Source organism: Limnohabitans sp. YIMB22184 (assembly GCF_048020265.1).
Lineage (GTDB): Bacteria > Pseudomonadota > Gammaproteobacteria > Burkholderiales > Burkholderiaceae_C > Limnohabitans_A.
The window spans coordinates 827,641-841,440 of the sequence record NZ_CP171843.1; the positions used below are offsets into that span (position 1 = coordinate 827,641).

Annotated in this window: 11 protein-coding genes; 3 read left to right on the top strand and 8 right to left on the bottom strand. The window is 61.2% G+C overall.

From position 1 onward, the window contains the following. Positions 1 to 10 precede the first annotated feature (10 nt). On the bottom strand, positions 11 to 2,638 hold the full coding sequence (gene mutS / locus ACHEXL_RS03940) for a DNA mismatch repair protein MutS (protein WP_416560730.1): 2,628 nt from the start codon (positions 2,636 to 2,638) through the stop codon (positions 11 to 13). Between the two features lie 3 nt (positions 2,639 to 2,641). Next, positions 2,642 to 3,586 (bottom strand): inositol monophosphatase family protein, encoded by a 945-nt coding sequence (locus ACHEXL_RS03945; RefSeq protein WP_416560731.1) that lies wholly within the window; start codon positions 3,584 to 3,586, stop codon positions 2,642 to 2,644. Between the two features lie 149 nt (positions 3,587 to 3,735). Here ACHEXL_RS03945 and ACHEXL_RS03950 point away from each other — a divergent pair, with 149 nt between their 5' ends. Next, positions 3,736 to 4,467: an RNA methyltransferase gene (locus tag ACHEXL_RS03950; protein ID WP_416560732.1), complete on the top strand. Its 732-nt coding sequence runs from the start codon at positions 3,736 to 3,738 to the stop codon at positions 4,465 to 4,467. Positions 4,468 to 4,478: 11 nt separating this feature from the next. Beyond that, on the top strand, positions 4,479 to 5,246 hold the full coding sequence (gene cysE, locus ACHEXL_RS03955; protein WP_416560733.1) for a serine O-acetyltransferase: 768 nt from the start codon (positions 4,479 to 4,481) through the stop codon (positions 5,244 to 5,246). 48 nt (positions 5,247 to 5,294) lie between these two features. Here cysE and dnaG read toward each other — a convergent pair whose 3' ends face one another. Further along, entirely contained in the window at positions 5,295 to 7,391 is a 2,097-nt protein-coding gene (gene dnaG, locus ACHEXL_RS03960; RefSeq protein WP_416560734.1) for a DNA primase, read from the bottom strand. 137 nt (positions 7,392 to 7,528) lie between these two features. Between dnaG and ACHEXL_RS03965 the strand changes: the two genes are divergently transcribed. Next, positions 7,529 to 9,187, top strand: a complete 1,659-nt coding sequence (locus ACHEXL_RS03965; RefSeq protein ID WP_416560735.1) for an acyl-CoA synthetase — start codon at positions 7,529 to 7,531, stop codon at positions 9,185 to 9,187. Positions 9,188 to 9,211: 24 nt separating this feature from the next. Here the strand turns inward: ACHEXL_RS03965 and ACHEXL_RS03970 are convergent, their stop codons facing one another. From ACHEXL_RS03970 to ACHEXL_RS03990, 5 genes are all read right to left on the bottom strand, one after another. Further along, entirely contained in the window at positions 9,212 to 9,760 is a 549-nt protein-coding gene (locus ACHEXL_RS03970) for an NUDIX hydrolase (protein WP_416560736.1), read from the bottom strand. Positions 9,761 to 9,762: 2 nt separating this feature from the next. Further along, positions 9,763 to 11,085, bottom strand: coding sequence for a TRAP transporter large permease (locus ACHEXL_RS03975; RefSeq protein WP_416560737.1), 1,323 nt, complete (start codon positions 11,083 to 11,085; stop codon positions 9,763 to 9,765). Then, the gene (locus tag ACHEXL_RS03980; protein ID WP_416560738.1) at positions 11,082 to 11,603 is read right to left on the bottom strand and encodes a TRAP transporter small permease; all 522 of its coding nucleotides are present in this window, start codon (positions 11,601 to 11,603) and stop codon (positions 11,082 to 11,084) included. The genes ACHEXL_RS03975 and ACHEXL_RS03980 overlap by 4 nt, the downstream gene beginning before the upstream one ends. Before the next feature lie 89 nt (positions 11,604 to 11,692). Next, positions 11,693 to 12,724 carry a TRAP transporter substrate-binding protein gene (locus ACHEXL_RS03985; protein ID WP_416560739.1) on the bottom strand — a complete coding sequence of 344 codons (1,032 nt, stop codon included), beginning with the start codon at positions 12,722 to 12,724 and terminating at the stop codon, positions 11,693 to 11,695. A 242-nt stretch (positions 12,725 to 12,966) separates the two neighbouring features. After that, positions 12,967 to 13,662, bottom strand: coding sequence for a fumarylacetoacetate hydrolase family protein (locus ACHEXL_RS03990; protein ID WP_416560740.1), 696 nt, complete (start codon positions 13,660 to 13,662; stop codon positions 12,967 to 12,969). Positions 13,663 to 13,800: the final 138 nt, after the last annotated feature.

Genomic DNA, 13,800 nt, shown 5'->3' on the forward strand with positions numbered 1-13,800 from the left:
GGTGGGCTCTTTAATTTTTGGGCAGCAGACGCTGCAGGGCATAGAGGGCGTCCAGCGCTTCGCGGGGGCTGAGGGCGTCGGGGTTGATTTGGGCCAGCGCCGCCTCCACAGGTGAGGGGCCTGCTGCTTCGGCTTCGGGCGGCGCAGCAAACAGGTCCACTTGTTGGCGGCTTTCCGTGGCGCCGGCCTCCAGGGCGCTCAGCGCGTACCGTGCGTGGTTGAGCACCGCTGCGGGCATGCCCGCCAGGCGGGCCACCTGCACGCCATAGCTTTTGCTGGCGGGGCCGGGCTGCAACTCGTGCAAGAACACAATCGACGCGCCCGATTCGGCCGCACTCACATGCATGTTCACGGCGGCGGTGTGCGTGGCTGGGAATTCGGTCAGCTCGAAGTAGTGCGTGGCAAACAGCGCAAAGGCTTGTGTTTTATTGTGCAGGTGCGTGGCGATGCCGCTGGCGAGAGCCAGTCCGTCAAAAGTCGAGGTGCCACGGCCGATCTCGTCCATCAGCACCAGGCTGTGCGGTGTGGCGCTGTGCAGAATTTGCGCGGCCTCGGTCATCTCCAGCATGAAGGTCGATTGGGCGTTGGCCAGGTCGTCGGCCGCGCCGATGCGGGTGTGAATCGCGTCGATGGGGCCGAGACGGCAGCGGCTGGCGGGCACATGGCTGCCGATACTGGCCAAAAGCACGATCAGTGCCACCTGGCGCATGTAGGTCGATTTACCGCCCATGTTGGGGCCGGTGATGATCTGCAGGCGCTGGCGCGGGCCCAGCACTGTGTCGTTGGCGATGAAGCTCGCGCCGGACATCTGGGCCAACCGAGCCTCGACCACCGGGTGACGGCCTTGGCGGATTTCGATGCAGGGCTCTTTGGTGAACTCGGGCGCGCACCAATTGAGGGTAAGCGAGCGCTCGGTCAGGGCGCACAGCACGTCCAGGCTGGCCATGGCCTGCGCCAATTCGGTGAGCGCGGGCACAAAGGGCTGCAGTTGGTCGAGCAGGCCTTCGTAGAGCCACTTTTCTCGGGCCAAGGCGCGCTCTTGCGCCGACAGGGCCTTGTCTTCAAAGGTTTTCAGCTCGGGCGTGATGAAACGCTCGGCGTTTTTCAGGGTCTGGCGGCGGCGGTAGTCGTCGGGGACTTTGTCCAGTTGCCCTTGCGTGACTTCGATGTAAAAGCCATGCACCTTGTTGAACTGCACCCGCAGGTTGGCGATGCCGGTGCGTTCTTTTTCGCGGGTTTCCAGGTCGAGCAAGAACGCGTCGCAGTGGGTCTGGATGCCTCGCAATTCGTCCAGCTCGGCGTCCAGGCCGTCGGCGATCACGCCGCCGTCGCGCACCAGCGCGGCGGGCTCTTCGAGCAGGGCCATTTGCAGCAGCTCGGCGCAATGCGTGGGCGGTGTGAGCCAGCGGGCCATGCCGGCCAGCAAGCTGCCGGCCTCGGGCTTGAGGGCTTGCAGTTGCGTGGACAACGAGGCCGCACGCGCCAGCGCATGGCGCAGCGCCACCAGCTCGCGTGGGCGCACCTGGCGCAGCGCGGTGCGGGCGGTGATGCGCTCCACATCGCTGGCGCCCTTGAGTTGTTCGCGCAGGCTGTTCCAAGGGCCTGCGCCGCTCTCGCCGCGCAACACGGCTTGGGCTTGCAGGCGGTCTACGGCGGCTTGACGGTCGCGCGGCGGGCTGAGCAGCCAGTTCTTGAGCAAGCGGCTGCCCATGCCGGTCATGCAGGTGTCGAGCAGGGAAAACAGGGTGGGTGAATCTTCACCGCGCAGGGTTTGCGTCAGTTCCAGGTTGCGGCGGGTGCTGGCGGGCAGGTCAATGAGTGCGTCCGAGCGTTGCACTTGCACGCGTTGCACGTGGGGCAGGCTGCGGCCCTGGGTGTGTTCGGCATAGGTCAGCAAGGCGGCAGCGGCGGCGTGGGCGTCGGCCAGCGCCTCGGCGCTCCAGGCGGCCAGCGATGCGGCTTGCAGTTGTTCGAGCAGTTTGCGCTGGCCCAAGCCCGCATCAAACTGAAAATCAGGCCGCAGGGCCAGGGCCCAGCTGCCGCGCCCAGTGGTCTTGAGGCTGCGCAGTTTTTGCTCAAAGGTGGGTGTCATGCCCGCGCTGGCTAACAGTTCGCTGGGGCCGATGCGGTCCACCCAGTCCGCCAGCTCGTCCTGTGCGCATTCGGCCAGTTGCACCACGCCTTGCGTGACGCTTAGCCAGGCCAGACCGCAGCGGTTTTTGGGGGCCTGGTGTACGGCCAGCAAGATGGCTTCGCTTTTGTCGGGCAGCAGTTCGGTGTCGGTCAGGGTGCCGGGGGTGACCACGCGCACCACTTTGCGCTCGACCGGGCCTTTGGCCGTGGCCACATCGCCCACCTGCTCGCACAGGGCCACCGATTCGCCCAGCTTGATGAGCCGTGCCAAGTAGGTCTCCACCGAATGGAAGGGCACTCCCGCCATCACCACGGGCTGTCCGGCCGACTGGCCGCGCCGCGTCAAGGTGATGTCGAGCAGACTGGCGGTTTTTTCGGCATCAGCAAAGAACAACTCGTAAAAGTCGCCCATGCGGTAGAACACCAGGGTGTCAGGAAATTCCGCCTTGATGGCCAGGTACTGGGCCATCATGGGGGTGTGGGCACTCAGGTCGAGCGCTGACATGGCTTAAAACGGAGCGTCTTTGGGCTCGGCACCTTCAGCGGGGTCAGAATTGACCTCAGCTTCAGGCTCAACGCTGTCCGAGGCGCGTTCGCGGCTCAGGGTTTCAACCGCGGTGCGCACGTTGGCCTTGTCGCCTGCACTGGCGAATTTGCTGTACTTGCCCAAGATGCCGACCAACTGACCATAGATGCGGGGCGCACCGGCCAGGCATTCTTTTTGTTCCAGGAAGTCGGACTCGCCCGTGAAGTTACCGATCAGGCCTCCGGCTTCGGTGACCAGCAGCGAGCCCGCAGCCACGTCCCAGGGGGACAGACCCGTTTCAAAGAAACCATCGGTGAAACCTGCGGCCACATAGGCCAGATCCAGTGCTGCGGACCCTGGGCGGCGCAGGCCGGCGGTGCGTTGCATCACATCGCCCATCATGCGCAGGTACTGGTTGAAGTTGTCGCCCTTGCGGAAAGGGAAACCGGTGGAAATGATGCATTCCTGCAGGCGGATGCGCTTGCTCACGCGCAGGCGGCGGTCGTTCATGAAGGCGCCACGGCCTTTGGTGGCGGTGAACAGGTCGTTGCGGGTGGGGTCGTAAATGACGGCTTGCTCGATCTTGCCGCGCACTTGCAGGGCAATGCTCACACAGTAAATCGGAAAGCCGTGGATGAAGTTGGTCGTGCCGTCCAGGGGGTCGATGATCCAGATGTGGTCAGCGAGCGGGTTGCCATGCGTGCTGCCCGATTCCTCGGCCAGGATGCCGTGGTCGGGGTAGGCGGTCAGCAGGGTGTCGATGATGACTTTTTCGCTGGCGTGGTCGATTTCGGTGACGAAGTCATTGACCTGCTTTTGCGAGATGCGAACCGCTTCAACGTCGAGCGCAGCACGGTTGATGATGGCGCCAGCGGCGCGTGCAGCCTTGATGGCCACGTTGAGCATGGGGTGGAGATTGGACGACATGAATTGTGTGAAGAACTGGACTGGCCCACGCACGATCGCGATGGCGAAGTGGGGATTTTCTCATGAAAAGCAGGGCGGACCGTCATTTTGGCGTCATGCAGCGCAGAGGCGCCTCCGGGCTGACGCTTCGCAGCGTGGACAATCGGGGCATGCAAACGCGATTCATCCTGATAGAAACCAGCCATGCGGGCAACGTGGGCGCCGCCGCCCGAGCCCTGAAAGTCATGGGTTTTGACGACCTGGTCCTGGTCAAACCGCGCTGGCCCAATGTGCTGCGCAAAGAGGAAACCATCCAGCGAGCCAGTGGGGCCAACGATGTGCTGACCAAGGCCCGCGTGGTGGACACGCTCGAAGAAGCTTTGGACGGTGTGACCCACTTGTGCGCCACAGCCATGACGCCGCGCGACTTTGGCCCGCCGACCCGCTCGCCCCGTAAGCACTTTGCCGAGCTGACACAAGCGGGGGCGCCCGCGCAGAGCGTGGCCTTCTTGTTTGGCTCCGAGCGTTTTGGCATGAAAAACGAAGATGTTTACCGCTGCCATGTGGCGCTGTCGATCCCGACGAATCCTCAGTTCGGTTCGCTCAATCTGGGCTCGGCGATTCAGGTCATCGCCTACGACTGGCGGGTGGCGCTGGGCGGTTTTCCGGTGCAGGACGCGGTGCCGCCTGCAGACAAGGCCGACGCGCAGCAGGTGGCGGGCATGCTCACGCATTGGGAGCAGGCGCTGACCGACATCGGCTTTTTGGACCCGGTCGCGCCCAAAAAGCTGATGCCGCGCCTGAACCAGTTGTTCAACCGGGCCGACTTGAGTCCGGAAGAAATCCACATCCTGCGCGGGGTGGCCAAGGCCATGATCCAAAACGCCAGCGCCAAGCGATAGACTCAAAGCCTATGTTTTCTCGCCTTCGCTCCGACATCCAATGCATCCTTGACCGGGACCCGGCCGCCCGCACCGCCTGGGAGGTGCTGACCTGCTACCCGGGCCTGCACGCTTTGGTGCTGCACCGCCGGGCGCATTGGTGTTGGAACAACGGTTTTAAATGGCTGGGGCGCTTCATCTCGCATGTGTCGCGGGGACTCACGGGTATTGAAATCCACCCGGGGGCCAAGATTGGCGAGCGCGTGTTTTTTGACCACGCCATGGGTGTGGTGGTGGGCGAGACCGCCGAGATTGGCGACGGCTGCACGATTTACCAGGGCGTAACGCTGGGCGGTACATCGCTGTACAAAGGCGCCAAGCGCCACCCGACGCTCGGCAAAGACGTGGTGGTGAGCGCCGGGGCCAAAGTGTTGGGCGGCTTTGAAGTTGGCGATGGGGCCAAGATAGGCAGCAATGCGGTGGTCATCAAGCCGGTGCCTGCCGGGGCCACGGCGGTGGGCATTCCGGCGCGCATCATCCCATCCAAAGCCGGCGAGAGTGCCGATGTGTCGGGCACGGAGCGCAAGTTCAACGCCTATGGCATCACGCAAGACGATGACCCGGTCAGCCAGGCCTTGCGCGGCTTGATCGACAACGCCGCTGGGCAAGAGCACCAGATCGCCATGATCTGGAAAGCCCTGGAGCAAGTGTGTGCTCAACAGCAACTTGCCATGCCCGGCGATGCGGCTACCCGCGAGACCTTCGAGGCGGACAAGTTCAACAAACTTCTGGACAAGTGACGCCAGCCTGAAAATCCTCTGTGGAAGACCGGCCCTGCGGCCATATCTTCAAGGCGCGGCTTGCAGTGTCGCTGCTGCTGCCATCAACGCTTTGCGCCGTTCATGCAGGCTGCGCCAGCGTTGTTGGGCTTCGGGGTCCTGGCCGGTGCTGGTCTGAGCCAGGGCTTCGGTTTCGAGCTGCTTGAGGCGGTCGATCATCAGCATGTTGAGCAGTCGGCGCAGCTCCTGCCGTGCCTCTTGCGGGTCGGGCGGGGTGGCGTCTTCGCTGCCGGCCACGGCGTTGAGTTTGTCCTGCGCCATCCAGCGGGTGGCGTCCTCGACAAAGGGCTGCCCTTGCATGTGCTCGCGCAGGGTGGACCAGCCCAAGGCCCCTTGTTCATGGAACTGCGATTCAAGCCAGGCAAACAGCGGGCCGTGCGGCGTGGGCAGGGCGCACAGCATGGCGTGGTCTTCGCCCGCCAAGGTTTCCCACAGCGCCATATTGCCCAGGAGCAGGCGCGCGGCATGGTCGGCGCGGCTGGCGGGCACGGTGCGCGGGCCGGTGTAGACCGGGGGCTGTTCACGTTTGTATTTGCTGTTACCGAACTTGCTGCCCGGCGTCCAGTTGGGATTTTTGCGGGGCCAGTTGCCGCCTGAGTTGTTGTAAGCGTTGCCATAGGTTGGGGCCCCGCTGGCCTGGCCGCTGTCACCAGCCCATGCAGGCGGCTCGCCGTAGTGTGGCTCGAACGGTTGGAATTCATGAGCGCCCGCGCTGGCGGCCTGGCTGAAAGCCGCGTTGGCGGCAGAGGTGGTTGAGGGTGCAGCGCCAGGCCCACGCGCAGCAGGTGCGAAGCGCTGTTCGCTGGCAGTTTGCTGGCCCCACAGTTTTTCCAGGCCTGCGGTTTCCAGCTGGATCAGCTGAGCCAATTCCGACAGCAGTTGTTGCTTGAGCGCACCATCGGGCAACAGCTGCCACAGAGGGCGGGCCTGGCTGGATAGGCGTGCACGGCCCTCGGCGGTTTGCAGGTCGCAGTCGGCGCTGGCCGCTTCGATCAAAAAGCGCGACAGGGGCATGGCTTTTTTGATCTGCTCGGCAAAAGCTTCCTGCCCGAATTCGCGCACATAGCTGTCGGGGTCGTGTTCGGCGGGCAAAAACAAGAACTTGATGCTGCGCACATCGGTGGCGTAGGGCAGGGCCCCATCGAGGGCCTTGCGGGCGGCGCGTCGGCCTGCGCTGTCGCCGTCAAAGCTGAAGACCACCGAGTCGGTGAAGCGAAACAGCTTTTGCACATGCTCGGGCGTGCAGGCCGTGCCCAGCGTGGCCACGGCGTTGGCAAAGCCGAGCTGGGCCAGCGCCACCACATCCATGTAGCCTTCGGTCACCAGCACATAGCCCGCGCTGTGCAGGGCTTCACGGGCCTCGTACAGGCCGTACAACTCGCGGCCTTTGTGGAAGACCGGGGTTTCGGGCGAGTTCAGGTATTTGGGGGTGCCGCTGCCGATCACCCGCCCACCAAAGCCGATGCATTCGCCCTTGATGTTGCGGATCGGGAACATGATGCGGTCCCGAAAACGGTCGTAGCGTTTGTCGTCTTCTTCGTTGACGATCACCAGACCTGACTCGGCCAGGAGTGGGTCATCGTATTTGGGGAAGATGCTGGCCAAACTGCGCCAGCCTTCGGGCGCGTAGCCCAGACCAAAGCGTTTGGCGATCTGGCCGGACAGGCCGCGGCCCTTCAGATATTCCACCGCGCGTGGCGTGATTCGGAGTTGTTCGCGGTAAGCCTGACCGGCTTTTTCCAGCACATCGCTCAGGCTGTCTTGTTTGGCTTTGGCGGCGGCGGCGCGGGCGCGGTCTTCTGGCGATTGTTGTTCTTCGGGCACCACCATGCCGGTTTGCTGGGCCAGGTCTTTCACGGCTTCGATGAAGGTCATGCCCGCGTGTTCCATGAGGAAACCGATGGCGTTGCCGTTTTTGCCGCAGCCAAAGCAGTGAAAAAACTGCTTGGTGGGGCTGACGCTGAAGCTGGGGGATTTTTCACCGTGGAAGGGGCAAAGGCCCATGAAGTTGGCGCCGCCTTTCTTGAGCTGCACGTACTTGCCCACGATGTCGACCACGTCGACGCGGGACAGCAACTCCTGGATGAAAGACTGGGGGATGGCCATTGGGCTATTTTCGCCGATATGGGCGGCTCGTTTGGGGGTGTTGAAGGGACTGGTTTCGGGGCAAACCAGCATGGCTTTCAGCCCCAGGTCAGGCAAACTGTTCAGTATCCAACCGTCAGCCGCAACAGGACCCTTTCATGACCGATACCCCAATGAGCATCTTTGACCAGGATTTGCCCCAAACACCCGCCAACCACGCACCGATTTCGCCGCTGAGTTTCATTGAACGCACGGCAGAGGTCTACCCGACCCGTTTAGCCATCGTGCACGGTGATTTGCGCCAGGACTGGGCCACCACCTACCGCCGTTGCCGTCAGCTGGCCAGTGCCCTCACGCAAGCGGGCATTGGCAAGAACGACACGGTGGCCGTGATGCTGCCCAACACGCCGCCGATGGTGGAGGCGCACTTTGGCATCCCCATGGTCGGGGCGGTGCTCAACGCGCTCAATACCCGACTGGACCCGGAAACCGTGGCTTTCATGCTCGACCATGGCGAGGCCAAGGCCGTGATCGTGGACCCGGAGTTTTCGGGCGTGATGAAAAAAGCCCTGGCGCTGCGCCAATCCACGCGGCCTTTGCTGGTGATCGATGTGGAGGACGCGTTGTACAGCGGGGCCAGCGAAAAGCTTGGCGCGGTCACTTACGAAGCCTTTGTGGCCAGCGGAGACGCCGAATTTGCCTGGAGCCTGCCCGGCAACGAGTGGGATGCGATTGCGCTGAACTACACCAGCGGCACCACCGGCAATCCCAAGGGCGTGGTGTATCACCACCGGGGGGCGGCCACCAATGCGATCTCGAACATCCTGGAGTGGGACATGCCCAAGCACGCGGCTTATTTGTGGACGCTGCCCATGTTCCATTGCAATGGCTGGTGTTTCCCGTGGACCGTGGCGGCGCGTGCTGGGGTGAACGTGTGTTTGCGCAAGGTGGACGCGCAGGCGATTTTCGACGCCATGCGCAACCATGGCGTCACGCACTACTGCGGCGCGCCCATCGTGCACGGCCTGCTGGTCAACGCCCCGGCTTCCATGAAGGCAGGCGTGCCAGCCGGCATCAAGGCCATGGTGGCGGGCGCAGCACCCCCGGCCTCGATGATCGAAGGCATGGAGCAAATGGGTTTTGACCTGACCCATGTGTATGGCCTGACCGAGGTGTATGGTCCGGCCACGGTGTGCCCCAAACACCCTGAATGGGACGCCATGGACATTGGCGATCGGGCCCGCTTGAATGCCCGCCAGGGCGTGCGCTATCACTTGCAGCGCGATGTGCGCGTGCTCGACCCCGAAACCATGCAGCCCGTGCCCCAAGACGGCGAGACCATGGGCGAGATCATGTTCAAGGGCAATATCACCATGAAGGGTTACCTCAAAAACCCCAAGGCCACGCAAGAGGCTTTTGCGGGCGGGTGGTTCCACAGCGGCGATTTGGCGGTGCAGTACCCCGACGGCTACATCAAGATCAAGGACCGCAGCAAGGACATCATCATCTCGGGCGGCGAGAACATCTCGTCCATCGAGGTGGAAGACGTGCTGTACCGTCACCCCGCTGTGCTGGCCGCGGCTGTGGTCGCCAAGCCCGACGCGCGTTGGGGCGAGACGCCTTGCGCCTTTGTTGAACTGAAGGCGGGTGCGCAGGTCACAGCCGAAGACATCGTGGCGCACTGCAAGCAGCATCTGGCGGGCTTCAAGGTGCCGCGCGCGGTGGTGTTTGGCGAATTGCCCAAGACCAGCACGGGCAAGATCCAGAAGTTTGAATTGCGCAAGCAAGCCGGATCGGCAGCGGCGATTGACGTGTGAGGTCTGGCGCTCAGGATTGAGCGTTCAGGCGATGTCGAAAGCGTGCGTGCCAAAGCGGCCCGCACGTCGGTCGGCAAAATAGTGCTCCAGCGTTTCCTTGACGGTGCGGAAGGCCAGCTCGTCCCAGGGAATTTCGTCCTCTTTGAACAAACGCGCTTCCATGGTTTCGTGGCCGGGATCGAACACGTCACTGGTCAGGCGTGCGCGGTAGTAAAGATGTACCTGACCGACGCGGGGCACGCTCATCACGGTGAACAGGTCTTCCATGATGAACTGCGCCCCCGCTTCTTCGGTGGTCTCGCGGGCTGCGCCCTCTGCCGTGGATTCGCCCAGCTCCATGAAGCCTGCAGGCAGCGTCCACTTGCCCTTGCGTGGCTCGATGTTGCGCTTGCACAGCAGCACCAGATCGCCCCAGTGGGGCACGGTGCCCACCACGTTCAGCGGGTTTTCATAGTGCACCGTGTGGCAGACGGTGCAAACGGCCCGCAGTTTGGTGTCTCCGTCGTCAGGCAAGCGGTAAGCCACCGATGCGCCGCATTGGCGGCAATGTCGAATGGCTTCTCGTGTGTGCATGGTCAAGCAAATATTTTCAAAGCCACGAGTGTAATGCTCGGGAAGAAAACAATCGCTGTGATGCGCAGAAGGTCAGAGATGAGGAAGGGAATGACGTATTTGAACGTCTCTTTCATCGGCACGTCTTTGGCCATGTTGCTGATGATGAAGACGTTCATACCCACTGGCGGTGTAATCAGTCCGATCTCGACCACCATCAAGGCCAGAATACCGAACCAAATTGCTTTGGATTCGTTGTCCAGACCCCAAATGTCGATGCCCATGATGATGGGGAAGAACATGGGTACGGTCAGCAGGATCATCGACAAGCTGTCCATGATGCAGCCCAGCACCAGGTAGATGGCGATGATGGTAAAAACCACCATCAAAGGGTGCAGGTTCATGCCGACCACCCATTTGGCCAGTTCGGTGTTGACTTGGGTCAGCGCCAAAAACACGTTCAGCACATCGGCGCCCAGCAAGATCAAAAAGATCATGCCTGTGGCCCCTGCAGCGCCGTACATGCATTCCAGAAAGCCTTTACCCTTGAGGCCGCCAGATGTCCATGCCACGAATCCGGTGGCGATGGTGCCGATGGAGGCCGCTTCGGTGGGGGTAAACAGGCCACCATAAATACCGCCAATCACCACAGCGAAGATCAACAGCACAGGCCAGGTTTCGGCCAGGGCTTGGAGGCGCTGTCCCCAGGTGAAGCGGTCACCTCGGGGGGCTTCTTCAGGCCGTACACGGGCGATGATGCCAATCACCACCATGTAGCCGATGGCCGCGATGATGCCGGGAATGAAAGCCGCCAAAAACAACTTGGCGATGTTTTGTTCGGTGATGATGGCGTAAATGACCAGAGGCACCGACGGCGGGATCAGGATACCCAGGGTGCCGCCAGCGGCGATCACCGCCGTCGACAGGCGCGGGGAGTAATTGTGCGCCTTCAACTCGGGCAAAGCCACTTGTCCCATGGTGGCCGCCGTGGCCAATGAGGAGCCGCAGATGGCGCCAAAACCCGCACACGAGGTGACGGCAGCCATGGCCATGCCGCCACGCCAGTGGCCGATCATGGCGTTGCCGGCCTTGAACAGCGCTTTGGACAAACCGCCGTGCGTGGCAAATTGGCCCATCAACAAAAACAGCGGAACCACCGAGAGGTCATAAACCGAAAAACGGGTGTAGGCCGCTGATTTGAAGTAGTTGAGCAATGGATCGAGGCCAGACAAGGCCACATAGCCCGCTGAGCCGGCCAAGAGCATGGCCACGCCAATGTGCAGGCGCAAGGCCAGCAGGACAATCAGGCCGAAGAAAACAAGACTGCCGAGTTCAATGCCGGTCATGACTGGATCTTTCTGAGGTCATCGCCAGCGACATACAGCGCCGTGATGCAAAGCAATGCAAACGAGGGAACCATGGGTGCATAGCTCCACCATGTCGGGATATCCAGCAGCATGGACGCTTCCATGGAATCTTTGAGTTCCCACAGGCCTTTCCAGATGCGCCAGGTGATCACGCCAGCAAAAAAGGCCAAGATCAAATTGGCCAACAAGTCCAGCAAGGCATTGAATTTCGGGCTGGCGTGGGCCGTGAAAAAGTCCACGATCACATGACCGCGAATCCAATGGGTATAAGGCAGGCTCATGCTGACAGCAATGGCGCAAAGGGCTTGCACCAATTCGTAGTCACCCACGATGGGGCTGCTGAAAAAGGTGCGGCCCACAATGCTGGCAATCGACATGATGGCCATGGCCGTCAGGACGAGACCCGAACAGATGGCAAAAAATTTGCAAATCGTTTCGATGATCCTGCCTGCAGGGCCTCGGGATTGGGAGGTGTCGTTGAGGATGAGTTCGGCCACGGGCTTTCCTTGCGTTGCTTCAATCTTCGAGCTTCTGAGGGCGAAAAAAGGGCGGAGAAACTCCGCCCTTTTTTGGCTCAGGGGGCTGATTACTTGGTGTACTGCTTGATCAAGGCGGTGGCACCGTCGAGCATGGCTTTGCCATCCATGCCTTTGGCCGTCATTTCCTTGACCCAGGCATCATCCAGCGAGTCGGTAGCTTTTTTCCAGTTTTCCAATTCAGCCTTGGGGATCACACTGATTTTCTGGTTTTTGGCGTCCACGAAAGCTTGCTTACTGGGCACGTCCTGGCCCGCTTGGGTCTTGCCCAGGAAAGCCGAGAACTCACGACCGGAGTTCTTGTCGATCACGGCCTTCAGGTCGGCAGGCAGAGATTCGTATTTGGCCTTGTTCATGGGCACCACAAACACGGTGGTGTACAGGGCGTTGTACGAACGGTCGGTTTCGGCCGTGAAGTTGGTCAGCTCTTGCACTTTGAGGCCAGGAGCGACTTCGTAAGGGATCACCGCACCATCGATCACGCCTTTGGACAGGGCTTCGGTCACTTGCGGCACAGGCATGGCCACGGGGGTCGCACCCATCATGGCGATCATTTTGTTGACCTGACGGGTCGGGGCGCGCACTTTCAGGCCTTTCAGATCGGCCATGGTGGTGACGGCTTTATTTTTGGTGTAAATGTTGCCGGGGCCATGGACGTGGACGGCCAACATCTTGACGTCTTTCATGTCGTCAGCAGCAAACTTTTGCGCGTAGTCCCAAGCTGCGCGGCTGGTGGCTTCAGCGTTGGTCATCATGAACGGCAACTCGAACACTTCCAGCTTTTGCAGCTTGGCGGTGTAAGCCTGCAAAGTCCAGGCCACATCCACCACGCCATCGCGTGTTTGATCAAACAGCTGAACAGGTGTGCCGCCCAGTTGCATGGCCGGGAAGATCTGGCATTGCAGGCGGTTGTTGGAATCTTTCGCGATGTTCTTGCACCATTCACCCATCATGGTGGTGTGCTGGATGGACTGTGGGCCCAGAAAATGGTGCACTTTCAAGGTGATGGTTTGGGCGTTCACCCCAAAACCAATGGCCATCAGGCCTGCGGCCATAGCCGTTTGTTGCAGGAATTTCTTCATCGACTTGTCTCCATCATGGTTTGAAAATCGGGATGATAAACCAACCAGTTGGTCGGTTAATCGCAGTGAATGGGGACGTGGGCAGACGCATCCGACCAGACCTCTGTAAAACATGAATTATGTTGCAAGTATTGGCTTGATGGATCAGGGTAAACCCTTTTGATTGGCTGCTGTGTGCACTTTCGTTCATCGTTGAGTCAAGCCAACAGGTGGTTAAGTGGCCTGTCCTGTTGGTTGAGGTCTCAGCGAATTTGGACCTGCAAGCTGCCCAGGCCCGCCACTTGTCCGACCAAGGTGTCGCCCGCCACCACGGCGGCAACGCCTTCGGGGGTACCGGTGTAAATCAGGTCACCGGGTTGCAGCTCCCAGGCGGCCGACAGGTGCTCGATGGTTTCGGCCACGCTCCAGATGAGTTTGGCCACGTTGCTGCGTTGGCGGTCTGCGCCGTTGACCTGCAGGCTGATCTCAGCGTGGTTCACGTCACCGGCTTGCGCTTTGGGGGTGATGGGACCGATGGGGGCCGAGTGGTCGAAGGCTTTGCCAATGCACCAAGGGCGGCCATGCTTTTTCATCTCGTTTTGCAAATCGCGTCGCGTCATGTCCAGGCCCACTGCGTAACCGTAGATGTGCTCGGCCGCATCGGCCGCTTGGATGTTGCGCCCACCTTTGCCAATCGCCACCACCAGCTCGATCTCGTGGTGCAGGTTTTGGGTCAGGCTCGGGTAGGGCATGGCACCGGTCTGGCCGGCTTCGACCACCACCAGGCTGTCGGCGGGCTTGAGAAAGAAGAAAGGTGGCTCCCGTCCTGTGAAGCCCATTTCCTTGGCGTGTTCTTCGTAATTGCGGCCGACACAGTAAATGCGGTGAACCGGAAAACGGCTGGCGTGGCCGAGGACAGGCACAGAAACAGTGGGCGTTGGGGGAAACAGGAAACTCATGCGTGACTTTCAAAAGTGAGAGAGGGCTGTGCAAGTTGTGCAAGGCGATGCCCGCACAAATGCCAATACAAATGCCAACAGAGGCTCTTGGCGCAGGCTAAAAACTTGCTAAGCGCGCTTACTATAGGAGGCTGAGCC